The 24,880-nt window shown below is 57.5% G+C and carries 24 protein-coding genes; 16 read left to right on the plus strand and 8 right to left on the minus strand.

Annotated elements, in window-relative coordinates:
• Positions 1-5 precede the first annotated feature (5 nt).
• Positions 6-965 carry an acyl-CoA thioesterase gene (locus tag A6F49_RS00370; RefSeq protein ID WP_043055956.1) on the minus strand — a complete coding sequence of 320 codons (960 nt, stop codon included), beginning with the start codon at positions 963-965 and terminating at the stop codon, positions 6-8.
• A 41-nt stretch (positions 966-1,006) separates the two neighbouring features.
• Here A6F49_RS00370 and A6F49_RS00375 point away from each other — a divergent pair, with 41 nt between their 5' ends.
• From A6F49_RS00375 to A6F49_RS00385, 3 genes are all read left to right on the plus strand, one after another.
• The gene (locus tag A6F49_RS00375) at positions 1,007-1,588 is read left to right on the plus strand and encodes a HEAT repeat domain-containing protein (protein ID WP_043055932.1); all 582 of its coding nucleotides are present in this window, start codon (positions 1,007-1,009) and stop codon (positions 1,586-1,588) included.
• 294 nt (positions 1,589-1,882) lie between these two features.
• Positions 1,883-2,215, plus strand: a complete 333-nt coding sequence (locus A6F49_RS00380; protein ID WP_043055931.1) for a hypothetical protein — start codon at positions 1,883-1,885, stop codon at positions 2,213-2,215.
• Positions 2,216-2,790: 575 nt separating this feature from the next.
• Positions 2,791-4,860 carry an HNH endonuclease signature motif containing protein gene (locus tag A6F49_RS00385; RefSeq protein WP_043055929.1) on the plus strand — a complete coding sequence of 690 codons (2,070 nt, stop codon included), beginning with the start codon at positions 2,791-2,793 and terminating at the stop codon, positions 4,858-4,860.
• Between the two features lie 30 nt (positions 4,861-4,890).
• Here the strand turns inward: A6F49_RS00385 and A6F49_RS00390 are convergent, their stop codons facing one another.
• Positions 4,891-5,649 carry an ABC transporter ATP-binding protein gene (locus tag A6F49_RS00390; protein WP_043055928.1) on the minus strand — a complete coding sequence of 253 codons (759 nt, stop codon included), beginning with the start codon at positions 5,647-5,649 and terminating at the stop codon, positions 4,891-4,893.
• Positions 5,650-5,699: 50 nt separating this feature from the next.
• Positions 5,700-6,806, minus strand: coding sequence for an ABC transporter permease (locus A6F49_RS00395; protein WP_043055955.1), 1,107 nt, complete (start codon positions 6,804-6,806; stop codon positions 5,700-5,702).
• A gap of 148 nt (positions 6,807-6,954) precedes the next feature.
• Here A6F49_RS00395 and A6F49_RS00400 point away from each other — a divergent pair, with 148 nt between their 5' ends.
• Both A6F49_RS00400 and A6F49_RS00405 read left to right on the plus strand, forming a co-directional pair.
• Positions 6,955-8,307, plus strand: coding sequence for a sensor histidine kinase (locus A6F49_RS00400; protein ID WP_082911500.1), 1,353 nt, complete (start codon positions 6,955-6,957; stop codon positions 8,305-8,307).
• The gene (locus A6F49_RS00405) at positions 8,304-8,960 is read left to right on the plus strand and encodes a response regulator transcription factor (protein ID WP_043055926.1); all 657 of its coding nucleotides are present in this window, start codon (positions 8,304-8,306) and stop codon (positions 8,958-8,960) included. Before A6F49_RS00400 ends, A6F49_RS00405 begins: the two co-directional genes overlap by 4 nt.
• Here the strand turns inward: A6F49_RS00405 and A6F49_RS18565 are convergent.
• Entirely contained in the window at positions 8,957-9,496 is a 540-nt protein-coding gene (locus A6F49_RS18565) for an FAD-dependent oxidoreductase (protein ID WP_201120185.1), read from the minus strand. The genes A6F49_RS00405 and A6F49_RS18565 overlap by 4 nt on opposite strands.
• The gene (locus A6F49_RS18250) at positions 9,456-10,841 is read right to left on the minus strand and encodes a methyltransferase (protein WP_201120186.1); all 1,386 of its coding nucleotides are present in this window, start codon (positions 10,839-10,841) and stop codon (positions 9,456-9,458) included. Before A6F49_RS18250 ends, A6F49_RS18565 begins: the two co-directional genes overlap by 41 nt.
• 48 nt (positions 10,842-10,889) lie before the next feature.
• On the opposite strand from A6F49_RS18250, the gene A6F49_RS00415 reads away from it, so the two are divergent.
• Positions 10,890-11,471 carry a helix-turn-helix domain-containing protein gene (locus tag A6F49_RS00415; protein ID WP_201120188.1) on the plus strand — a complete coding sequence of 194 codons (582 nt, stop codon included), beginning with the start codon at positions 10,890-10,892 and terminating at the stop codon, positions 11,469-11,471.
• Positions 11,472-11,643: 172 nt separating this feature from the next.
• Complete coding sequence (locus A6F49_RS18660) at positions 11,644-14,466, plus strand: helix-turn-helix transcriptional regulator (RefSeq protein ID WP_052500008.1); 2,823 nt, start codon at positions 11,644-11,646, stop codon at positions 14,464-14,466.
• Here A6F49_RS18660 and A6F49_RS17925 read toward each other — a convergent pair.
• The gene (locus tag A6F49_RS17925; protein WP_235604790.1) at positions 14,463-14,924 is read right to left on the minus strand and encodes a ParB family protein; all 462 of its coding nucleotides are present in this window, start codon (positions 14,922-14,924) and stop codon (positions 14,463-14,465) included. The genes A6F49_RS18660 and A6F49_RS17925 overlap by 4 nt on opposite strands.
• Before the next feature lie 142 nt (positions 14,925-15,066).
• Here A6F49_RS17925 and A6F49_RS00430 point away from each other — a divergent pair, with 142 nt between their 5' ends.
• From A6F49_RS00430 to A6F49_RS00460, 7 genes are all read left to right on the plus strand, one after another.
• Complete coding sequence (locus A6F49_RS00430) at positions 15,067-16,215, plus strand: class I SAM-dependent methyltransferase (protein WP_043055925.1); 1,149 nt, start codon at positions 15,067-15,069, stop codon at positions 16,213-16,215.
• Positions 16,216-16,307: 92 nt separating this feature from the next.
• Positions 16,308-16,550, plus strand: coding sequence for a type II toxin-antitoxin system prevent-host-death family antitoxin (locus A6F49_RS00435; protein ID WP_043055924.1), 243 nt, complete (start codon positions 16,308-16,310; stop codon positions 16,548-16,550).
• Positions 16,547-16,858, plus strand: a complete 312-nt coding sequence (locus tag A6F49_RS00440; protein WP_201120190.1) for a type II toxin-antitoxin system death-on-curing family toxin — start codon at positions 16,547-16,549, stop codon at positions 16,856-16,858. Before A6F49_RS00435 ends, A6F49_RS00440 begins: the two co-directional genes overlap by 4 nt.
• A 193-nt stretch (positions 16,859-17,051) precedes the next feature.
• Positions 17,052-18,083, plus strand: a complete 1,032-nt coding sequence (locus A6F49_RS00445; protein WP_043055923.1) for an NAD(P)H-dependent flavin oxidoreductase — start codon at positions 17,052-17,054, stop codon at positions 18,081-18,083.
• Positions 18,084-18,181: 98 nt separating this feature from the next.
• Complete coding sequence (locus A6F49_RS00450; protein ID WP_052500007.1) at positions 18,182-19,444, plus strand: sensor histidine kinase; 1,263 nt, start codon at positions 18,182-18,184, stop codon at positions 19,442-19,444.
• An 8-nt stretch (positions 19,445-19,452) separates the two neighbouring features.
• Complete coding sequence (locus A6F49_RS00455; RefSeq protein ID WP_043055922.1) at positions 19,453-20,127, plus strand: response regulator; 675 nt, start codon at positions 19,453-19,455, stop codon at positions 20,125-20,127.
• Between the two features lie 29 nt (positions 20,128-20,156).
• Positions 20,157-20,411 carry a hypothetical protein gene (locus A6F49_RS00460; RefSeq protein WP_043055921.1) on the plus strand — a complete coding sequence of 85 codons (255 nt, stop codon included), beginning with the start codon at positions 20,157-20,159 and terminating at the stop codon, positions 20,409-20,411.
• Positions 20,412-20,418: 7 nt separating this feature from the next.
• Here the strand turns inward: A6F49_RS00460 and A6F49_RS00465 are convergent, their stop codons facing one another.
• Together A6F49_RS00465 and A6F49_RS00470 are read right to left on the minus strand one after the other, a co-directional pair.
• Positions 20,419-20,856, minus strand: a complete 438-nt coding sequence (locus tag A6F49_RS00465) for a hypothetical protein (protein WP_043055920.1) — start codon at positions 20,854-20,856, stop codon at positions 20,419-20,421.
• A gap of 52 nt (positions 20,857-20,908) precedes the next feature.
• Positions 20,909-22,348 carry an L-lactate permease gene (locus tag A6F49_RS00470; RefSeq protein ID WP_043055919.1) on the minus strand — a complete coding sequence of 480 codons (1,440 nt, stop codon included), beginning with the start codon at positions 22,346-22,348 and terminating at the stop codon, positions 20,909-20,911.
• A 233-nt stretch (positions 22,349-22,581) separates the two neighbouring features.
• On the opposite strand from A6F49_RS00470, the gene A6F49_RS18665 reads away from it, so the two are divergent.
• Positions 22,582-24,021: a YeeE/YedE thiosulfate transporter family protein gene (locus tag A6F49_RS18665; protein ID WP_043055949.1), complete on the plus strand. Its 1,440-nt coding sequence runs from the start codon at positions 22,582-22,584 to the stop codon at positions 24,019-24,021.
• Between the two features lie 109 nt (positions 24,022-24,130).
• Entirely contained in the window at positions 24,131-24,880 is a 750-nt protein-coding gene (locus A6F49_RS00480; protein WP_043055918.1) for an ABC transporter ATP-binding protein, read from the plus strand.

A 24,880-nucleotide genomic window follows, 5' to 3' on the forward strand; every position in this document is an offset into this window, starting at 1 on the left:
CCCGGTCAGGGTACTTCTACCGTCGACCACTCATAAACGTTCTTATTTCGCATCGATACCAGCTCAATGGCGTGGTGTTGCAATTGTTTTTCTGCCTCGGTGGCCGGCTGCCAGCTCGGGATCGGCTCGGCCTTGCCTTCCTCGGCCACCACCATAATCGCAATCGATTGGGCCACCGGACGCAGGTCGCGCTGTTCAGGTTTACCACTCCAGGCGCGCACCACCAGGTACATTGAGCGTTCCGTGGTGTGGACAATACGTGCTTCAATTTCGACGACGTCGCCCACGTACACCCCGTGGTAGAACTGCACCCCACCCGCAAATACCGCAACCGCCTGTTTACCCGCCCAGCGCGAGGCACACACAAACGCGGCCTCATCGAGCCAGCTCATCAGCGTACCACCCTGGAGCCGAAACCCGGGCGTCACCTGGGCGGCATGGGCAATAAAGCACAGCAACACGACTTCTGCGGTGGTTTCGGCCGGATCCGGAAACGACACCTGCCCCAACGCGTCTTCACCGCGGGCATGTTCAATCGAGCGAGCCTTGGCCACCTCGCGGCGCTTATGACCGGCGTCGGTACGCGGCTCCCACGGATTGATCTGTTTCGGCTTGCCCTTGGCATCCACGGCCTCATAAACCATGACCACCCACGTGGCCACGGTTGGTTCGCCGTCGTCATCCAAAACGTCTGGCAAGGTCAACCGACCCTGCACATGAATTTCCGTACCCTCAGTGTAAATCAGGCGCGCCTGCGCAGTGATCTGAGTATCCACAGGCACCGGGTGCCCGAATTTCATGTTGCCAATATATGTGGCCTGCACATTCGAGCCCGCCCAAGTGGCTGCGGCAGCATAACCGGCCTTATCCAGCCAGCTCATGACGGTACCGGCGTCCACGTAACCCGAAGGATGATCATACGCTTCAGCCCGGAAGTGGAGGGTAATCGAACTTCGCGAGCGCATAACCATTAAACTACCACCTGCAATGTGTGCACAATAGAGACATGTCCTATTCTGCATCGCCTTCAGCTAACCGCCCAGATCACTTTTCCACAGCCGTCACGACACGCATTGCAACGGCCGTTGAAACCCTGGGGTATACGACCCTGGTCGACTGGGCCATGCGCCTGTTATCGCAGGAAACTACGCCCGACGCCGAACACGATCCCGACATTAAACTACTCGGCGGCATGGACGCCATCGAGCCCTACATGGCGCGTGTCTGGGCCGGCCAAGCCCTACTCCACGCCTGGCATCACAAAGCCGAGGACGCCGTCATTATTGCTTTGAACGACGACGATTGGCAGGTCCGTGAAATTGCTGTCCAACTCGTTGGCCACCACGAACTTGCCCACGTCGATAAACTCGTCGAACTGCTCACCGACGACGCCTACCCGCACGTGCGCATGGCCGCCGCTCGGGCCATTGGCGTTACCGCAACCCCACAGCATGATGTGGCCATTGACCGTCTGCAGCGGTTAGTTATGGATCCGAATTCCTTCTTAGCCGCTGCGGCCGAAGATGCCCTCGGTGAGATCGCTAACCGCCACAACCGACCTGACCTCGCCACCGCGCCCCGGTACTAAAACGCAACCGGTCGATGTCTCATCGACATAAAGTGTTCGCTACTTCCCATGGTGGCCCTGAAGCACTAGGGCTACAATAGAAACAGCGCCATTGCTTGAAGAGCCGACCGCAAAACTCTGTAGATTTTGGAGGCGATTATGATGGCGAAGAAATATGCTAACCCACCCGTAAAATCGAAAACCACTTACTCGGTGCAGAAGACGGGCTCCCCTAGTACAAGTACGATCCATCATCCATTAGTCCACGAGGCCACTATTGGAAACAGACGGCGCTGGGCAGCGTGGCAGGATTGGTTGAGCGTTGGACTGGGCATTTACCTAGCCCTGGCACATCTATGGATCCCGGGTGCACCGACAGCACTGTGGGTAACGCTAGGCGTTCTGGTCATCGTCTCATCCTTGTGGGCGGGGACCACCGCATCTTCCACATTGGCTGAGTTCGTGAAAATGGTACTCGGCGTCATGGTCTTCCTCTCGGCCCTCTTTGGCGCGCACGTAGAGGAACGTACGGCGATGTTGACCTCCTGGATGGTTGGAGCCGCATTGGTCATCCTGGCAGTGATTGCTTCGTACCGAAACCGCTCAGGCCGGTCAGCGACCAATCCACACGAATATCAATATGCATAAAAGCTCAGGGCTATATTGCTACCCGAGGCACAAGCGGTACCCCACCGATGGGTACCGCTTCTTTTTTGCGTCGAGATGAGGCTTACAGTCCGTAACGCAGTGCCGATGACAGCCTGAAGATCCCCCGGCAACATGTATCGGACTGGGCGTATCAGCGCCATGATCTGGCAGCTGCTCCACACTATTAATCATCAACGCACCATGAACTACAGCCGCGACACGGCATGTAAATGTCTGGTGCGCTGGAAGGTGCAGAACGAATATCTGATGCAGAGGTATCTTGCAACCGTGTCGTCTAGAGATGTGGAAAACTCTCAATACATGGGATGATATCCACACCAAAACTCATAGGCCTTCATGATATTCATTGAAAGTGATATAGACCTTCTTCTTTTATCTAAAAATGTTAAACAAACATAGATACGTCATTGCCTTAGATGCATTTCTTGGATAAAATGGTGTCAAATAGAGATCTTGAAAAGTCACTGATGCAAACTGACTGAATGCTACAGATGCGGTCGAGGAACACCGTTACCTCAAACTCACTAACTGTTGTTCGCTGAGAGGACTGCGTCATGGATGTCACCGCATCATTGCCCGACGTTGGCGTCGAAGTACCTCTCCCTGACCAGGCGGACCTGTCATTTGTAGATGACCTGAGTTTCACACAACTGGCTTACGTAACCTTATTTTTCAAGAAGCATCTCGCCTCACGTGCTGCAGAACCTGCAACCTTTAACGAATTCGCACAGTACACTACTGCGGCTGGTGAAGATTGGTCCGGCTTCAACGGCACATCCACTGCACAATCAAAAGACCCCACGGGTAGTCACGCCCCGACAGATGAAAAACATTCGGATGAACCGGCCGAATATCCTGAGTCGGCCAAACAACAGGGTACTGCGGTCCCGAATGCACCAATTCCACACAGCCCGGAAAATATTTGGGACACCATTCCGGTTTTCGCTGAAATCACCCGGCAATTGGAAAATAGCCAAGAAGCCGTCGTTACTCATTTCTGTCGCCAGATTCAGCCAGCGTTTTCTTCGCAACCTGAATATTTCGGCAGCCCTGTGGGAGTCGTGGCCTATAAAAACAGTACGGACTATTTCAAAGAGGTCCTACGGTTCTCTCAGAATAAGACCAAGCAAATTCACACACGCATAGAGTATGTGACATGGAAACCAGGCATTAATCCGTCTGCGGATGAAAACAAACCGAAGCTTTCCAAGGTTGCTGAAGCGTTTCAAGATGGGAAGATCTCGGGAGAAAACTTAGATCGTATCATTCGGATGGATGCCACGCTCACCAGATACACCAGACAGGTCGGCGCTGACCTAGGGTATAAAGATGCCGCGCTAATAGCGTTTGAATCGACGCTCGTCGAAGCAGCGGAGACTTCCAATCCAGATGCGCTCAATACCGCCCGCAAACGTTGGACAAACACCATCGCTCATCACATCTGCCCTGACGGCCCATCTGTGGAAGATGCCCTACGCAAGCAGGGCGACAATGTACTGCGTGATCAGGCTTACTCTGACGGTTCTGGCAAAGCATGGATGCATATGTCTCCAGCTGTATTTGCTGAATATAAGAGTTTCGCGGTCGAACAGCTCAATAAGAATGGGTCACCGGTCAAAGTTGACGACGATCTCAAAGCATATCTTTTCGACAACACGCAACAAGAAACAAAACCGGATGACGATTCATCAGATGCTCGGAATACCATCGACGATGATGATTCAACAGCGTCCAACCAGGCACCACATGCCGGAGAATTCGATACCGAGCCACTGTACGATCCAAATGCATCGAATTTAGAAGATCTAACACTCGATCAGGATCCAGAATCGGTCATAGCCGAAGACTCAAACGGTAATCCTGTCACGCAAGAAGATCTCAATCAATTGGATAAGCTAACTCCCGGTCAAATGCTCGGAGCAATATTCATCGGCCTCTTCCGCGCTATTCGTAAGTTCCCACCCAAAGAACTAGAGATCAAACGTGCTCACGGAGCTGCATCCACACTGCATATCGTTCAAGACATTGAAACGGCGTATCAGTCACTCGATATCGGAATGCTCCCCGAGAAACTCCGAAGACCCCGAGACCCTAGTGGCATCATGCCACCGCATATTCGACATCCTGGTCCGGACCATGTCAAGCAAGGGCTCTGTCATGACCCCACACACCAGGCTGGCCAGAGTCCACCACCATGGACGGGGTTCATCTCTGAAGTCATGAACGTCGGCTCGGTCCGTCCCCAGGATATTAATATCCTGACGTGTGATTCCGAAATCGTTGGAAAGATCTGGAACAAATACCACAGCGTCTTAAATCAGCACCGCACCCAACGGTTCTTCAACCGGGCACAACGACGAGCCATACTCGCCCGCGATCGCGGGTGCCAGGCGCCCGGATGCACTATCGTCGCAGCCCTGTGCGATATCCATCACATCAAACCGTGGGAGTTTGGCGGTAAAACCGATATCGACAATGGCATCTGCCTCTGCACCTACCACCATGGCCAAGTGCATAACGGCAAGTGGACGATCCGCACTATTGACGGCACCCACTACTTCCAACCAGCCCCGTGGTTAGATCCTTATCAACCGCTACTTCGCAATATTCAATGGGCACTCTGAAGCGACCCGCGCCAAATAAAGATCAGCGTACTAGCTCACTTGAGGTACCACCCGTTCTGCGGAGACGACACGACCATCAGATAATGTCACTTCTTGGTCTGCATATTGCACTAACCCTCGATCGTGGGTCACCACAACAGTGGCGACCGAGAACTCCTGGGTGAGCGTTTTCAGCAGTTGCATGATGTCATGCGAACGCGACTGATCCAGTGCGGAGGTTGGCTCATCGGCCAACAGCACTTGCGGGGTCCCCATGAGTGCCCGCGCAATGTTCACTCGTTGGCGCTGCCCACCAGATAGGGCCTGGATTTTCCGGTCGGCCATGTCGACTAAACCAACGACGTCGAGCAGCTCATCCGCACGGGCTCTGCGGTGTTTGAGTTCCTTACCGCGCAGGCCGCGCAAGTGGTCGGTTACCAGCAGTTGGTCTCGCACGCCTAGTGCACTGAGCAGGTTGGGCTGTTGGAAAATCAATCCCACGGTGTCGCGGCGCAGCTGAGCCTGTTCGGCGTCGTCAAGTTTTTCAACATTCGTATCGCCCACCAGCACAGTGCCGGAAGTTGGTTGCACGAGGGCTCCGATGACGGACAACAGGGAGGATTTTCCTGAGCCGGATTCCCCGACCAGGGCGGTGAGCTCGCCTTTGGCGGCGCTGAAGTTCACGTGATCCAGAGCTGCGACGGTTCGGGGGCTGCCGTCCGGGTTTTGGCCGTCTGGATACAGCAGGCTCACCCGGTGCAGGTCGATAGCTGTTGCAAGGGTGGTGTTGGGTTGAGTTGTGGAAGTCATGATTGGTCCTTTCGAAAGCACAAGAGATTCAGCACAGTGCGCTGCGGGAATTAGTTGCCACCGAGGGCTAAGAGTGGGTCGACTTTTGAAACACGGCGTACCGCAATGGCAGAACCGAGTACTCCTAAGACCCAGATGCCTACGGCAGGGCCGATGACGGTTAGCGCAGAGAGGCTCACCGGTACCGCGGTTGCTGCGAGCGCACCGAGTCCGGCGCCCAAGCTTGCGCCGGCAACAACTCCGACTGCCAGAATGACGGCGGCTTGGCCAAGGGAGTCTTTCATGAGGTAGCCGCTTGACGCGCCCAGGGCTCGGAGGACGGCAAGGTCTCGGGTGCGCTGGATGGTCCAGACGGTGACGAAGGAAACGATGACCAGGGCTGAAATGGCGTAGAGGAATCCTTGCATCATGGTCAGCGAGCCGGATTCTGATGAGTAAGCGGGCAGTGCTTGGAATGATTCGGAAACGCTCGTGTTCACGGTTGCGGTGGATTCGGCTGTTGCGTCCCAGGCGGTGGCGTCTTCAGTTCCAAAGATGGCCAGCACGTTGCCAAGTACGTGGTCTTCGGCGTGGGTCATGGCCTGCCAGGATTCGGTGGTCACCCAGACAATGGCGGAGTGTGAATACCATTGGTCTTCCACAATGCCTTCAACGGTCAGATCAACGGGACCGATCGTCACGGCGTCGCCCACTTGCAGGTTCTGGTCTTCGGCGATGGATTCAGACAGCACTACGCCGTCCGCGCTGGGTTCGGTGGCGCCGTGCAGTGCGGGTGATGCGGTGTGTTCAACGAGGCCGGAGCCTTCCGGTATGCCCCAGACGGCAACTGACCCAGAGGATTCGGCGGTCAGGAGGGTCTGCGCCATGCCCACCGGTACGGCGTCGTCGACGCCTTCGGTTGCGGCCCAGGCCTGCTGATCTTGGCTGGTGACCGATGATTCAACAAAGGTCAGGTCTTCGGGCGCCTCATCTGTGGCAGCATTGCCGAAAACGTAGCCGGCTGGGTTGAGCGCGGCGAGGCCCGCCGTATTTTGGGCGCCTAAGCCGGCGGTGAGTCCGGTGAGCATCACCAGCAACAGGGTGATCATCCCTACGACGGCGCCCATGAGCGTGAACCGCCCTTTGGCCTCTCGTATTTCGCGTAAGCCTACAAACATGGAATCCTGTCCTTTGAAAATTTGGTGGTTTTCGGTACTGATTCCAGTCTGCTTTTTCACGCATAGAACTACATCGTGGAATGGGTTGATTTGGTAGTCAACCTTTTGGTTGATTCCGCCTGACCCGATTATCGCTACGGTAGAGGGTATGACTGCCATGCCCACCTCCCTTGCAGCACCAGAACGTTCTCCGGTGCTGCGCGTACTGCGAGTAGGGTTGCACGTTATGTTCGCGGTGCTGCTGGGGCTGGGCCTGGTGCGCGCTTTCCTCCCATCCGGTGCGGTGGCCGCCCCGCCAATGCATCGGATATTGGTAATCACGTTATTGGCTGCTGTGCTGGCGCTGGTCTATGTGCTGGGCACTTCACGTGAATATCGGTGGTACCGTCACGATGCCAAACCTGCTCATGGTCGCGCCAAAATATTGGGCTGGGCATGGCTGAGTACTATCACCGTGTTGTGGCTCGTGCTGCTGTTTTTGAGTCCAACGTTCGTCTGGGTCGCGTTCCCGTTGATGTTTCTCTATCTCTATTTATTGACAACTGTTGCCGGAGTGGTAGCCGTTGTGCTGTTGTGGGCGGCAACCTGGCTATTGCCGTGGTGGGATGCAGTTCGCGCGACCGGTCCACAGCCACCGGATCTGGCCACAATTATTGGTCCTGGCATCGGGGCCGTTTTAGCCGTGCTCATTTCGGCTGCCTACCGGCACTTATTAGCCCAGGCCGTGCACCATCAACGCGTTGCTGCAGCACTGCAGGCGGCTCAAACTGACTTGGCCGCCACAGAACATCGAGCCGGACAGCTCGAGGAACGCGAGCGCCTAGCGCGGGAAATTCATGACACGTTAGCCCAAGGGTTTTCTTCGATTGTGCTAGTCAGTCGTGCCGCCCGGCAGTCGCAAGAACTCTCACCGTCTACCCAACAGAGCCTAGAGTTGATTGAAGAAACGGCGGCAGCCAATCTGACTGAGGCTCGTGGTTTAATCCAACACCTCGGAACAGCTGATCCAGCAGACTCCCTGCGAACCCAACTGCAACAGTTGACCAAGCGTTATGAAACCGAGCTGGCGGTGCGCCACCAACCGGTGGACATGCACCTGCGGTGGGAGGGAGAAAAATCCCCGGCCCAACTACCCTCACCGATCAGTGCTGCTGTCCTGCGGACGGTCCAGGTGGGGCTGGGCAATGTTGCCGCCCACGCCCAGGCCACTCAAGTGGTCATCACGGTGGGAATTTGGGACGACGAATTGACCGTCGACATTTTTGATAACGGCGTCGGCTTTACCGTGCCTGACGCGTTCTATCCCGGATTTACGGCGACACCAGGACAGCATTCAGACGGCGAAACCAGCGGATATGGACTCTATGGTCTACGACAACGCTTGGCCGTGCTCAATGGAAGCCTCGCCATCGAGTCGGCTCCGGGTGAAGGCACCGTGGTGGCCGCGCGCATTCCACTGACCAGTGCCTCAACGAACCCCGCCGTCCAGGAGGACTTGTGACCCCATCCCCCGAAACGATCAGAGTGCTTCTCGTTGACGACCACCCGGTGGTGCGAAGTGGGCTACGAGCATTATTAGAGGGCTTGGGCGGTGTCCGGGTGGTAGGCGAAGCGGCCGATGGCGCAGAAGCACTCGATATTGTGACAGCCTCCCAGCAGCAAAATGACCCGGACGTCGAAACAATCGACGTGGTGGTGATGGATATCGAGATGCCCGGTTTGGACGGTATTACCACGACGCGGCGTCTCCAAGAGCAAAACGGTCCGCCGGTGCTGATTTTGACCACCTACGATACGCAGTCTGATGTCATGGCCGCCGTGGATGCCGGTGCCAAAGGCTACTTACTCAAAGATGCCGAGCCCGAAAAATTGCGGCAGGCGATCCTCGACACTGCTGCAGGCAAACCAACGTTGTCTGCCGAAATTGCTGCACTCTTGATGAACCGCATGCAGCAGCCGCAAGAAAGCCTCTCCGGCCGAGAAATAGAACTGCTAGAACTCTTGGCCACGGGTGCAACAAATAAACAACTGGCCCAGTCACTGTTCATCTCGGAAGCGACCGTAAAAACCCATCTGGTGCATATTTACCAAAAGTTGCATGTCACCAACCGGACTGCAGCCATTAATGCTGCCAAAGCACAGCGGCTCATCTAAGCCAGGCCTTGATTGAGGTCGGCAACCAACAGATCCCCGTGGACGGCAGTGCCTACGCCAACACCGGCCGCGGCAGCTGCGGAAACCATAGTCATCGGTTGATTGGCGTTACCTGCAGCCCAGACTCCGGGTACCTTGGTCATGCCGCGGGCGTCGGTGGGAATCTGTTTACCAAAAAGCACTACCTCTTCAGTGCCACCCAGTGCTTCGTAGAGCTCAGTTCGTGCATTGAAGTGTGGTGCGACAACCACGGCGTCGACATCAAATACACGACCATCCCCGGTCTCGACCGCCTGGACTTGAGTTCTTTCGACGACCAGGCGTTTGATGCGTGGCTTGACGATGGTGGCGTTGAGCGCTGCCAGTTGTTTCATGTGGTCGTCGGCGGGTTCAAATGTCTCGTTTAGGAACACCGTGATCTGATCACTGAGCTGACGAAACAGCATCGCCTGGTGCACGGCGCGCTCATCATTGGCGATAATGGCGATGCGCTGATCACGGACCTCCCACCCGTGACAGAACGGGCAGTGCAGCACACTGTGTCCCCCACCCCGCAGCCACTCCGGGAATCGCAGGAAGCTCGTCCACTAGGCCACTGGCGAGGATAATCCGGCGGGCCTGGATATTGCGTTTTCCGCCGTCGATTTCGATCGTGAAATTGTCGATGGTTCCTGATGCCCCGGTGGCTTGCCCGGAAAGAATCTGAGCACCGTAGGCTTCAGCTTCTTGACGGCCGCGGGCTAACAGTTCGAGCGGCGAGATGCCTTCCTGACCCAGGACATTATGTGCGCCGTCGGCTGGCGCGTTCCGGGGGTTGCCGGCGTCGATTACCACGACCTGACGCCTAGACCTGGCCAATGCAGTCGCGGCAGCAAGCCCCGCCGCCCCACCACCAACGACGGCTATTTCGGCGTCAAAGCTTGCGTGGTCACGGCCGGCACGAGGACCAGGGCTCGTGGGCTCTTCGATCGATTGGTCCTGCAGACTCTGCTCAGCACCACTTGGCTGATCGGGGTCAGCAGTGACGTGAGGGCGCACCGCGACCCATATGGCACGGCCTGAACGAAACGCGAGCGTGGAGCTGCTGGTCTGCAACGATTCTATGGCGTAGTTGAGTTCTGTCAGGTCGTCGTCGGTGAGGTCGTTGATCAGGCGTTGCTGATATGCCTGCAGTTGTTTGGCGAGGTACCGTCTGCCCTCGAGGCTGTCCGCTGCAACTACAAACTCGTCTTCGTGGCTTTCTACGGCAGTGAAACCGGCTTCAGTCAGCAGTGTTGTCCACTCGGTATTGGCGTGATGTTCGTGAGAAGACAGTGCCCGGCGCAGGTGTTCGCCCAGGCGTGCACTGCCACTGCCCAGATCTTCCGGATCAAATGCGGCTTTGCCCGTGAGCTCCGTGACGACGAGCACCCCACCGGGTCGTAATGCGGTAAATATCTGTTGCAGTGATTGTGCAGGGTCGGCCACATGGTGCAGGGTCAAGGCTGCCCAAGCCAGGTCTACACTTTCGGCAACGTCTGCGGCCCAGTCATCATCCAGGTCAATCAGGTGCTTTTCAACCCGATCATTGACCCCTGCAGCCGTGGCAGCAGTTGAGACCTTGTCCAATAACTGGGGTGAAACGTCCAGACTGTGCACCCGGGCGTTAGGAAAGCGTGTTGCCAGTGCGACCGTCGCCCCGCCTGTCCCTGAACCTAAATCGACAATGGTGGATGGAGCATGGTCCAATGCGGCAGTACCCCGGTCAATTGCGGCATTGACAACCGGCGTGCTCAACTGTGCCTCTAATTCAAGGTAGTCAGCGAAGCCCTCTGGCATCCCCTGCCAAACGTCGTGATCGGGTCGATGGTGATGGTCGGAATGAAGCTCATGGTGTGTCATGACCACGACACTAGTGCGAAAACCCGATATTCGCATACACTTTTGCATATGATGCAAGAAGATACTGAATCCATCGTCCGCCACCGTATTCGAGGGCTGCGATTGGCACGTGGGTGGACACTCGATACGCTCGCGGCACGTTGCCACGTGTCTGCCTCGACACTCAGCCGCATTGAGACTGGTCGTCAGCGTCTGGCGCTGGAACAGCTCGTTGCGATAGCAAAAGCCTTAGGGACATCACTGGATCAACTTGTCGAACCTGAGGGGAATGACGATGTGGTCATTCGCCCAGAACCGGAGGTCATGGGTGGCACTACGTTCTGGCTGCTTTCGCGCGAACGCGATCGCCGAGGTGTCACGATTGCCAAGATGCGTATCACCGAAGAACGCACACTCGAGGGCCCGCAAGTACACCCCGGCTATGAGTGGTTTACCGTACTCACCGGAGTCGTTCGACTGCAGCTGGGTACGCGAACGATTTTCGTCTACCCCGGCCAAGCAGTGGAGTTTTCAACCATGGTCCCCCACCTGCTCGAAGCGCACCAAGGTCCGGCTGAACTGCTCACAATTTTTGACCAGGACGGCGAACAAGCCCACCTTCCCGGCCGACGACGCTCCCCGAAGAAATGATGCATGATCAATGCGTTGAACTTACTATTCCCCTCGAGTCTCGTTCAGGGTATTCTCATCCTGAGAGGTGCCGATAGAGCAATAACGATTAACTTTCCGGCGTGCTGATCACACCATAATCAGCCTGCACAATGCTCCGGAATGCTCTGCGCCTTTCATTTGGAAGGGCTCCATGCACGCACACCGCTCCCCGATCTCACGCCTCGATCAAATTCATCTGATCCTCGATGATGCCCACCAACACCACGGCGGGACACTCCTGGTTGATGGTCTATCCGGCATGGGAAAAACGTATTTTCTTCGAGAACTGGCTGCCGAAGCACATCAACGCAATCATTGGTCAGTGACTTTCGTCAACGCCGATCGCATCGAAAGCGGCGAACCATACAGCTTCATTGAACGGTTCTTAGCAGCCGGTATCGCTTCGGATTGGGAATTTGAGCCAGATATCCAGCAACAGCCCATCGTGGTGGCACGAGACTGCATCCGGCGTCTCATGAAGACACTGCCCACCCAAGATTCGGGCCGCATCATTATTATCGACGACGCACAATGGATTGATCCGGAATCCATTCGAGTGCTGCGCCATATGATCCCAAGGTTTAATCGTCGCCATGTCCTCATCGCATGTGGCGCGCGAACACCGCACGGCCCGTCTTCGCTCGGACAATTTCTGCTCGACTTCTCAACAGGGCCTCAGGATAGACACATAACGCTAGAACCCTTGACCGCAGATGATATTCGAGGGCTTGCATTTGCGCGCTTCGGGGTCAGTATTTCGAGGTCTAACGCGGCCAAACTGCAAGAATTATCTGGTGGCTCATTTCTAGGCGTCGATGCGATCTTCAACCAAGTCACTGAAGAAGAGATCGAAAAGCTACACACCACCTGGAGCATCCCGATCAGAAATGTCGAAGTGAAAAATCCTTTACTTCGTCAATATGGAGACTTGAGCGAGGCTGCTCGATTGACCGCCCACATCGTATGCATTGCTGGACATGAAATCTCACCGGCGATGTTGCGGACCGCCCTGGAACGTCTCGATGTAGCCGATGGGACTGCTGAGGCATTTCGTTCAGGGATCATCCGAGAATCTGACTTCGGACGATCCATAGTCCCCAGCCATGACCTGGTAGCAGCGGCCATACGTGAGACCGTAGATCCGGTACTTGCTCGTCGAGTCCATCAGGTCCTGGCAGATCTCACCGATGGATTCCGTTCTGTTCGGCATCTACTCAAAGGTTCGGAGACCTGGAGCCCGCAGCTCAAGGAACACGTCGAAGCATACCTCACCAAAGCCACAGACCAGCTGCTCTATGCCAATGCCTCCGAGATCCTGCGCATGGCATTGCAATTAGCCAACCAACCAGAAGAACGGCAGCAGCTGATCACCGAGCTCGTGCTGATCAATATTCGTGCCAAAACCGGTTACCAATGTTTGGATCTCTTACCCGAAATCGAAGCCATGCCGCACAGCATCCTGCGCGAATTCATGGCCGTCATGCTCAGGGTTTATCTGGTAGAAGAGGAATTCCCACACCAACGAGTCCAAGCAATCCTTGCCGCACCGGCCACAACCCCCGATGAGATGGCGGTCCAAGCATTTCTTACATTCATGATGGTTATGATGACCATGCGCAGTCCCGACCGCACTCGCTTACTGCAGCTCATCCCCATGGCGCAGCGACTCCTCGCCCACGGCCCGGATCATCCGGAAGAACTCATCGACCAACGGCTCTCATGGATGGTCACACCGCAAGAAACCACACTGCTTTTGGAGTGCTACAAGATCGTGCAGTGGCACCTCAATGGGGACATTGAGGCCACTGTCCAGGCGCTACCCGACCTCATCCAACGCGTTACGATACTCAACGATAGCCCTGCCAAAATTGATTGCCTCGTCCCGCTAGCCGGGGCTGCGATGGCCACCGGCGATGCTGTGCTCGCTCATGAACTTGCCGCAAAAGCTGTTGATCTCTTGGAACGCGTTCCGGGTGATCCGTGGGCTGCTGCGACACCGCGCATCATTCTGGCGCATAGCCATGTGCTATTTGGCAACTACACATCGGCCACCCGTATTCTGGATGATCTCGAAGAAGTCAGCCACGAAGCGCTCGACCTAGAATCACGGCTCACCGCAGCAGCACTCCGAGCGATCATCGACGTCGTCACCGGCGGTCAACAATACGAACAATATCTATCCCACGCGACGCGTTCAGCCGAGCTGCATTGGGAACACTACGGTCGGGACCTCAATGTGATGGCCCAGATTGAGATTGCCCGAACGCAACAAGATTATAACGACGTCGTTGCTCGAGCGTCCCAGCCTGAGCTGGTCACATTCGCAAACACTCAGCACGGTTATCTCACGTATAAGGCGCATGCCCTGATCTCGCTGAAGCAACTCGATAAAGCACGGGCATTAGTTAACCAGCTGCGCTCGGAACGTGGCAGCTCTTGGTTTGAGTACTGGGGCAGTCTCGATTGGTTGGAAGCTCGGATTGCCCGTGCCACCGGCGACGTCGAAAATGCTACCGCGCATTTTATAGCCGCGCTGGCCCAGCGCCGTTTCCCACTGCCACATGCGCTCACCAGTGTGGATTACGGGGAGTTGTTACTGTCGTACGGACAGTCTCAACAAGCCGAAGCGGTACTGCGAAAAGCTATCACCGCACTGGAAGAAATTGGTGCTCAGGCCTACCTGGCCAGTGCACAAGACCTCTTACAACGCGCGACGCAGACGAATCGCGATATGACATCGCAGGTATTTACTACGATGACTGATCGGGAACAAGAAGTTGCCGCAATGCTCGCCGATGGTCATTCAAATAGGGCGATTGCGGATCGATTAGTCATTTCGGAGTCCACCGCCCGATTCCACGTGTCGAATATTCTGCGCAAGCTCCAATTGAGCTCGCGCGCAGAAGTTCCACTGTTTTTGCAACAACTCAGCCCGCAGGAAACCACCGGGTCGAGTCGCAAAAAGAACCATTAGCGTTGTGGACGGCCCTGCGGCATTTCGTTGGCGGCCACCGCCGGGAACGGTTTGCCGTCGTTGTATTTATCCTCAACGCGTTGGACTTCTTTCATGACCGCACGAATAATGAACTGGCTCAGTGAACGGTGCCCCTCAGCCACCATCGTGTGCAGGACCGCTCCGCGCAGGCGGGCAGTGTCTTCGGGCTCTTGATAGAAGCTGACCTTATTAGGGTGTTTGCGCGGTGCCGACTCGGGATGTTGCAGCACCTCTTCGTTGACCTCTTCGGCTTCGGCTTCAACTTCCTCATCAACTTCGGGTTCGGCAAAGGGTGTCGGAATCGCAATGCCAATGTCGAGTGCACCCTGGCCTGCCGCGTCGTCATACTGTTCGACGACGGTCTGCTCTACCGGTTCTTCGACCAATTCGGTAGGCTCCAAATCGAACAGCATTGCATGTTCAAGCGGCTCAGACATAATTCACCTGTTGATAACTCGACGGCGGACGTGATCGGTTAACACTCTAGAGCCAGAACCGGCACGAATCGGCCAACCGAAGCCGGTGTGGTGAGCATATCAACCCTATTACCGGCCAGTAATCTGCCCTACATTGGAACCCATGCTCGAATGCGAGTACTTTACCTCAGGCCTTTGCAACGCGTGCGCCTGGATCGATTCTGCCTACTCAGAACAGATGATCCTCAAGATTCACGCCACCAAGGAACTCCTGCATCCCGTCTTCCGCACCGAACATCCCGATGCGCTGTGGCTTGAACCCGTCACCTCACCCCGATGGCGCTATAAGAATAAAGCCACCATGACCGTGTCGGGCACCTCAGAAATCCCCATTCTGGGTGTGCTGCCCGATCATGACGACGTCGGCGTCGACATCACCGGGTGCCCGCAATTCCCCAAGGAAATGGAATTCGTTTTCGCAGCGATCCAGAACATGGTGGCTGCCGCAGAGATTCAGCCCTACCAAGCATCCACAAACACCGGCGAACTCAAAACCATCGAAGTGACGATCTCACCGGCCAACGAACTCATGCTGCGGTTCGTAGTTCGCACCGGGGCGGCACTGACGCCGCTGCGCACCTACCTGCCGATCCTGCTGAAGCCACTCGCCAAGCAACGGCTCCCAGCGCGGGTCGTGAGCGTGTGCGTTGAGGACGACCGCGAATACGCACTGCACGGCAAATACTTGACCCTGCAGATTGACGACCTGCCGCTGCAGGTGGCGTCAACATCGCGGTTCAACACCAATCCGCACGTTACCAAGTACCTCTACCGGCAGGCCAGAGCCTGGGCTGATGAGGTCGGTGCCGATAATGTCTGGGATTTATTTAGCGGAGTGGGTGGTTTTGGGTTGACGATGGCGCGGTGCGATACGCCCAATCCCCGGGTGCCGCGAACGATCTGGGGCATTGATGCTTGCCAAGAATCGGTGCGCGCAGCCAATATCACCGCCCACAACATGGGCTACCGCGATGTTGCACGGTTCGTCTTAGGGGATGCGGCTCGACTGGATCGATACAACGTCGCAGATCTCGCCGTCGTCACTCCACCAACCCCCGAGGGGCTGTGCGCGCTGGCTGCGCAGTTCAATGAAACCGGGCCCAAGCACCTGCTCTACTGCTCGGCATACCCCGTACAATTGGCAGAAGACCTGGTGAAGTTGAACAATTACGTACCGATTGCAGCACGGCTTTTTGACATGTATCCGAACACTCCGCACGCAGAAACCGCTGTGTTGCTGGAGCGAATCTAACGCTGGGAACTCTTCGGTTTGCGCAGGGATCAACAGCCTCGAAATAGGCTAAATTCAACCTATAATTAGAGGATAAATTACAAGGAGTAGTCGTGAAAGTTAACACCAAAAACTTAGTTTCAATTACCGAAGCAAATCAAAACTTTTCTAAGGTAGCCCGGAAAGTGGACGAGGATGGCCCGGTCGTCATTCTAAAAAATAACGAGCCGAAGTATATCCTCCTAGAGTTCTCATCGGTCGAACACGAGCAAGAAGCAACCGAAAAGGACCTGATTGAAATTTCTCAACGTTTGATAAGCCAGAACCGAGAAGCCTATACAGAACTAGCCAAATGATTCATCTCGGCAAAAGACAGATACTCAAACTCCATGCGAACTTGATTGAGGTATTCGGTGGAGATTCGAGTCTTCGCGACGAAAGTTTGCTGGACGCTGCTCTTGCAGCACCATTCCACAGCTATGACGACGTTGAGCTATTCCCTTCGGTTCAAGAGAAAGCCGCTCGATTAGGATTTGGGCTTGTTAGTAACCATCCTTTCATGGATGGAAATAAACGCATCGGGGCGCACTCAATGCTTATCTTCCTCGAACTTAACGAAGAGCATTTGGAGTATACACAAGCCTCATTATCTGAGATTTCTTAGGAATCGCGAATAACAGGGCAGGTTACACCGACCTGTTGCAATGGATTGAGCAACATCAGAAGAACAAATAGGTAGAGGCCTTGTTCCCACCGGGGCAAATGGCCACTATCTTTCGATTCTTCAGCTCTTCGGTTTGCGCAGGGATCGTCCTAGAGTTGAAAAATCCTGTCAACCAACAGCAAAGGATTGCCCCATGGAATTTCAGCACCCGATCGTGGCAGCGCCAATGGCCGGAGGACCGTCGTCAACCGCATTGGCTCGAGCGGTTGCGTCCACGGGCGCGATGGGATTTCTGGCTGGCGGCGGGAAGACCGCAGCCCAGCTGACCGAGGATTATCGTTCGGTGGCCGACGCCGGACGCGTTGGGGTCAACCTATTTGTTCCCGATGTGGCCAATACCGCGGTGGACCCGGTGGCCAGTCGCCAGCGGCGCGCCGAGAAACTCACCGAGTTCAGAGAAAAGCTCCTGCCCTTTGGCGACCGGCTGGGCGTTGAAATCCCAACGGTAGAACAGGCCGGGGCCAACGTGACAGATGACTGGGATGCCAAGCTTCATGCCGCAATCCAATGGCCAATCGTGTCGTTTACCTTCGGGTTACCGGCCCCGGCGGTATTTGAACAGCTCCACGGGTCAAACACCCAGATCGGGGTAACGGTCACCTCCGTGGCCGAGGCGCGCAATGCGGTTGAGCACGGCGCGGATTTTCTGGTGGTGCAGGGCCCAGAAGCCGGCGGGCATCGCTCGGTACATGATCCACAGGCCGAGCCCGAAGACATCCCCCTGTTGGATTTGCTGGACGCCGTGGGCGACGTCGTCGAGATTCCCTTTGTGGCTGCCGGTGGGATCATCACGCCCGCCCAGGTGCGCGAGGTGCAGGAGCACGGGGCGGCTGCGGCATCGGTGGGGACGGCGCTGCTGCTATCGGATGAGGCCGGTACCAATCCGGTGCACCGGCAAATGCTGCAGGAAGACCGCTCGGGGGTCACGCAATTAACGCGCGTGTACTCGGGCCGGGTGTCGCGTTCGTTGGTCAATGAAATCATGGAGCTGGACGCGCCGGCGGTGTATCCCGAAGTCAATGCGCTGACGGTGCCCATTAAACGGGCTGCAGCGCAGGTTATGGACCCGCGCTCAACCCACCTATTTGCCGGGACCGGGTATTTACAAGCCCGAACCGGCCCGGCCGCTGACATTGTGCGCTGGTTGGCGGGCGAGCGAGCCTAACTCAACGCTCGCTGCACCGCTGGACGACGTACATAGACGGGCAAAATCGTCTTCGAGGAGGACGCGCGAGCCCGGAAGTGGCCCTAAGATGGGGCTTCGTGAAGTTCTTTGACCGGATCGCCTACCTGTGGCGCACCTACCCGCGCATCGCTGACGGCCTGATCATCCTGCCGCTGCTGGGGCTGATTTTGCTGACCTCAAGCGGAGCCATGACCTCGGCGACGTTCCCGGTCCTCGTGTATCACTGGCCTGATTGGGCGCTGCAGGCCGTGATTATCACGATCTTGGTACTGCACATGGCGCCGTGGGTGTTTCGGCGTACCAATCCGGTGGCGTCGGCGGCGGTCGTCGTCGTTGGGTCCCTGGTGCAGTTGTTTTTTGGACCGGAGGTCATACCGTCGATGGTCATGGTTTTGCTCACGGTGCAAAACCTGGCGCATCTAGCACCGTCCTGGGCCTCCATCGCCGGATTTGTGACGGCGTTGATCGGAGCGGTGCTGTATGCCGCGTCGGTTACGCTCATGCCGCACTTTTTTGGCCACCGCGCCGGCGGCGAAGCCGATATTTTCGGCCCGGTGAGCACTCCGATGTTCGTGCTGCCGATCAGTATCCCGGTTATCGCGCTGGTGGTGTTAGCCTGGGCCATCGGCAATGTGCAGCGCACCCGGCGTGTGCGCGTCGAAACCCTGCAGGCGCGCACCGAGCAACTAGAAATCGAGGCGCGCCAGGAGCGCGAACTCGCTGCGGCCGATGAACGCAACCGCATTGCTCGTGAGCTCCACGATATTGTTGCCCACTCGCTCCAAGTCATGATTTCTCAGGCCGACGGTGGACGGTATGCGGCCAAGGCCCAACCCGAGATCGCTGGTCAAACCCTAGAAACCATTGCCAACACTGGCCGCGATGCACTCAATCAGATGCGCCGGTTACTGGGCGTGCTGCGCGATACCGACGACGCCGAAACCTCGCCCCAACCCACCCTGGCCGATCTGGATGAGCTGATCGAAACCGTGCGCCTGTCCGGGCTGCAGGTGGATCTGCACACAACCGGTCAACCCACCCACGAACTAGCCGAGGGTGCTGAACTGGTGCTCTACCGCGTCATCCAGGAAGCTCTCACCAATGTGGCCCGCCACGCCGGGCCCCATGCCAGCGCAACGGTCACCCTGCACTGGCGCGACACCGGGGTTGCGGTAACCATTGACGACGACGGCGCCGGCACCACCGAAACCGATAACGCCGGACAGGGGCTGGTGGGCATGCGCGAACGCACCGCATTGTATGATGGCACGCTGCACGCCGGGCCCAAAGCCGGTGGCGGATTCCGGGTCCACGCCCATTTGCCCTATAACGGCGCTTAGCAGGCACAATGGAAACCATGCAAGAAATTTCCGTGGCCATTGTCGATGATCAAGCGCTGATTCGCTCGGGCCTGTCCATGCTCATCAACTCGCGCGAGGACTTACGCGTGACCGGCGAGGCTGCCAACGGCCAGGACGCGGTGAACTCCGCGCATGTGGTGGCCGCCGACGTCGTGCTGATGGATGTGCGCATGCCCGTGATGGATGGCATTGCCGCAACCCGGGCACTGCTGGAGCGAAACGATGCCCTAAAAATCATTGTGCTCACCACATTTGACCTCGATGAATACGCCCTGGATGCCATTGACGCCGGGGCCAGCGGGTTCCTGCTCAAAGACGCCCCGCCCGAGCAGCTACTGGCCGCAATTGACTCTGTATATCACGGAGATGCGGTTATCGCGCCGTCCACCACCAAGCGCCTGCTAGAACACCTGGTCAAGCCCAAACGCGCGGCCTCGTCCAACGACCACAACGCCGAGCAGGCAGCACTGGCCAGCCTGACGGCCCGCGAGCGCGAAGTGTTAGAGGCCATGGCCGAGGGGCTGTCGAATGCCGAGATCGCGGCCAAACTGTTCGTCTCGGCGACGACGGTGAAAACCCATGTGGGTCGGGTGCTGACAAAACTCGGTGCGCGCGACCGCGTCCAAGCCGTCGTGTTCGCCTACCGCACCGGAATTGTGTAGCGCCAAGCATTCCGGGCCATAATGATCGCATGGAACCACGTAGAGGACTCAACGATAAAGATTTAGAAAACCCACGCCGCGCCAAACCGGCCACCGTTGGGATGATGCTGATGTTGATCATCGGCGGCATGATCATGGGCACATCGCTGGCGCTGAACTTTTTTATTGGTGAGTTCTACGTGTGGATTTTCGTGGTCGGCGTCGTGCTGATTGGTATTGCGGTTGCTTATCTGGTGGTCAATGCGTTTAAGGACGACGCCGGCAACGAGACTTCAACGCGTTGAGGTCGGTTTATTCAACCGGTATGGTTGCCGAATCGGATGAGTTTTGCCAGTGTAACTCCAGCGTGATCGGACGTTCAGTCACCTCGGCTGGTATGTCCACGGTGTGCTCAACGGGCGCATAATCCGCCGTGCAGGGTCGCTCGTCCGTCTCATTGTCTAATTGCACCGCTATGGTGGCGGCATCGACGGGGTCGACGTCAATCGCTTCGTCTGGGCAACTCGACGACCCGTAGGTGGTCAGCTCGATCGTTTGCTCGTCAAGAAGTACAGCTCGGGTTGAGAGGTCTGGTACGTCCGTGGTGGTCTCGTCCGGCGACGGCGTGTGAGTCACCGGAGCGTCTGGCTCGCTCGGCGGCTCGGTTCGTTCAGTGGAGCATCCGGCCAGTGCCCCAGCGCAAAGCATCGCCGCCGCAAACACCCAGATGCGAAATTGTTTAGTCTTCATAAGGAGGACCCCCGCTCTGACCTCACCGGTCTCGCGATGTCGGTGTCTTTCATCATAGTGCGGACAGGCCGGGCAGCAGGAAGTAGGCCATGATGCCCCAGATGAGGGTACTGAACGCCAGCACCGGTAGGGTGACTGCGAGCAGTCGGGCGCGGGTGACTGCTGGTCCGGTGTCTTGCATTGAAGCACCGCGCGAGAGTTGATAGGCCAGTTCGATACGGGCCGGTGAGGCGATGGTCCCCCAGCAGCCGGCCGCATTATTCATGGCCATGGACCATTGCGGGTGAATGTCTAACTGGGTGCCCACGGCGACCTGGGTTGGGCCAAACATCGCATTAGTGCCGGTGCCCGACGCCGTCATATAACCACCCAGCGCGCCGACGATCGGCATGAGGAACAGGTACCCGGCGCCCAGTGTTGCCAGGGATTGCGCCAGGGTTTCGGCGATGTGGCCGCCCTGCATCACGACGCCGAACAGGATATACAGGGCGGTGGGGATGCCGGTGTTGAGCCACAGTTTGAAGGCGCTGGCAGCCAGGCCGGTGGCGGGTTGTCGGTATTGCAGCAGCGCGACACCGACACCGGCAAATGCGTAGACGGCGGGGCTGGCGATGATTTCGGTCCACCAGGCGGATTCAAATGGTGAGGAGATCAGCTGACCGGCGATGGTACCGAAGACCAACACCGCATAGGGTGCGATGGAGCCGCCGGGGCCGGGGAGCAGTTTGCCTTTACGCACTACTAGCAACCACAGGATCGTCATGATCGCCGCAGCGACGGCACCGGCAACCGGGGTGCCCAGCAAGAGGTTGGATACCAGAACCAGCAACGCCAGGACGATGCCCGAGGTGGCGCCGACGGCCAGATAGCCTGCAAGTTTGGGGCCGCGCACACCGGCGTGACGAGCCGCGATGAAGGCTGTGACGATCCCGGAGATGACCACCGCCGGGATATTGACCACGGCGGTGGCCAGGCCGAATTCGGTAAGTGGCTGGCCCGCGAGTTCAGCACCCAACAGGGTGCCGGGGCCCATGGATCCCCACGGGCCAATGACAATTCCCATGAGCGTGATCAATGCGGCTCGGTAGGCGGTAAACCCAAATGCCAGAGTCAGCGGGAGCCCGATGAGCAGCGAGACCCCGAAACCGGTGACCGATTCCATAAACGGCACCACGCCGTTGGCCATCATCAAAGCGGAACCCAGTGAGGCGCCCCCGGCGGAGAGCCAGTCGGCGAATTGTTTCTGGGCACCGGTAAAATCCATGACCCGCGCTAACGTGACGCCGCCACCAATAATGGCGAGGACTTGGAGCATCGTCGTCATTGAGCCGCCCACGGCTTCGGTCAATTCGGTGGTCTGTGCATCGAGCACCCACAGCCCGATGGCGATGGCGGCCAGCACGCCCACGACCGGTGGCACCCAGGCAGGCAGACGGGTCAGCAAAAGTCCAATCACCACGAGGATCGGGACGGCTGCTAGCACCACGGTCACAAAAGCCTGCCTTTCACAAAACACTCAGCACACCATCATACGTCCGCCCACGCAATGCCCATACTCAGTGAACGGCCGCTGAAGTTACGCCGGGGTAGATGAACGTTTATGACGTCCCGTGAAGATTCTGGTCAGCACATTTGGCGTCGATTTCCCAGGGGTCTAGGCTCTATCACTGCAACATTTGACTGATGAGTTTCGCTTCAACGAAGCGTTTTGAAGGTTGGGCCGTCATGGTTCTTACAGGTTTAGCTATCGGCGCCGTGCTCGGGGTTGTGATGCAGCGCGGCCGGTTCTGTGTCACGGCCATGATGCGTGACATCTTTATGCAACGCACCTGGCGCACATTCGTAGCGCTGCTAGTGGTCATTTCCGTACACGCGGTCGGCATCGCTGCCCTAACCTCGACCGGCGTGATCACCCCGGGCGACAGCACGTTTGCCCCGGCCGCCGTTATCGTTGGTGGCTTTGTATTTGGTCTGGGCATTATTCTGGCCGGTGGTTGTGCTTCGGGAACCTGGTTCCGCTCGGCCGAGGGTCTGGTGGGTTCCTGGATTGCGCTGGCCATGTACGCGGTCTCGGCTGCGGCCATGAAGTACGGCGCGTTGGCCGGATTCGATGGCTGGATGAAGAGCTGGGATTCCGGGTTAACCACCATCCCGGAACTGCTGGGTGTATCGCCGTGGTGGTTCGCGATCGCTTTATCTGTGCTGACCTTCTTCCTGGTGCGCCACTTCCGCGCTCAGGATGCCAAACGCCCCAAAGCCGCACGCTTGAGTAACCAACCGGTGTGGAAGCGTCCACTGAATCTCTATACCGCCGGGGCACTCATCGGGCTGATCGGAGTGATTGCCTGGCCACTGTCGGCGGCCACCGGGCGCAACAGTGGGTTGGGCATCACCACCCCAACCGCCAACACCTTGCAATACACGGTCACCGGGGATGAGGGCTTCATCGACTGGGGTGTGTTGTTAGTGCTCGGGCTGTTCGTCGGAGCGTTCATTGCCGCCAAGTCAACCGGGGAATTTCGTATCCGCATCCCGGATGCCACAACCGCCGTGCGATCTGTGGGTGGTGGGTTGCTGATGGGTGTGGGTGCCACCCTGGCCGGCGGCTGCACCGTGGGCAACGGTATGGTCCAAACCAGTCTGTTTAGTTTTCAGGGTTGGGTTGCTCTGCTCTTCATTGCCGTGGGGATCGCGGTGGGCGCGAAATTCTGGCTCAAGCCCGCCACTGCCAAACCCGCCAAGGCCCCGCAAACCTACACCACCAACGACAGCGTCGGCGGCACCGTCAACACCCCCGACGCCGTTGCCTTCAGCACCGCACCCGCAGCCAACACCGCCGTCACCACCAACGCCGGACTGGCAGGAATGTCCATGGCGACCGGACTGATCAGTCTGCAAGCCGAGGAAAAAGCCCGACATCTGGGCAACGGATATTTCGCATTGGATTCACTCGGAGCCGTCTGCCCATTCCCGCTGATCGAAGCCAAGGACGTCATGGCTGATTTGGACGCCGGCCAACACCTGGTCATCGATTTTGACTGCACTCAGGGCACCGAAACCATCCCGCAGTGGGCCGTGGACGACGGTCACTACGTCACCGACTTCCGCGAGACCGGCGAAGCATCCTGGCAGATCACCATCAAAAAGGGCGAACCGACCGGCTAACTCGGCGCCAAGCAGGAGTGTGCTGTCATCCTTTGGGACGATACGCATCATCCCAAGATGGTCCCAGAAGCTGACGTGCATAAACGCGGTACGGGGCACACTGGAAAGTATGAAAACACGCCTTGCTCCAACTGCCCCGGCTGCCGTAGCAGCCCAGTCCATTACCAAAACCTACGGCTCTGGCGCCACGAAGGTCGCCGCGCTCAATGACGTCTCCGTGTCATTTCGGCCCGGAGATTTCACGGCGATCATGGGGCCGTCGGGTTCTGGAAAATCCACGCTCATGCACTGTCTGGCCGGTCTCGATACGGTCAACTCCGGCCAGGTGGCCATCGGTAAAACCGTGATCACCGGGATGAGCGACCACGAACTGACCATCCTGCGGCGCAAACACGTGGGCTTTATTTTCCAGGCCTTCAACCTGGTGCCCACCCTCTCGGCGCGCGACAACATTCTGCTGCCGCTGGATCTGGCTGGCGCCAAAGTTGATCAGCCCTGGTTCGACCAGATCGTTGCCACCCTGGGATTGGCTGACCGTCTGGCCCATCACCCCCACGAATTATCCGGTGGACAACAACAACGCGTCGCCGTTGCCCGGGCTCTGCTCACACGGCCCGACGTCGTCTTTGCAGATGAACCCACCGGCGCCCTGGACTCGACAACCGGTGCCGAAGTGCTGCAACTGTTGGCAGGCTCGGCGCGCGACATGGGCCAAACCATCATCATGGTCACCCACGACCCGCACGCCGCCGCCTACGCCGACAACGTCGTCCTGCTCAAAGATGGTGCGATTGTGGGCAGGGTCGAGGACCCAACCGCCGACGCCGTGCTGGCCGCCCTGGCAGAATTGGGGGCCTAA

It is taken from the genome of Enteractinococcus helveticum (assembly GCF_001657475.1).
Taxonomy (GTDB): Bacteria; Actinomycetota; Actinomycetes; order Actinomycetales; family Micrococcaceae; genus Yaniella; species Yaniella helvetica.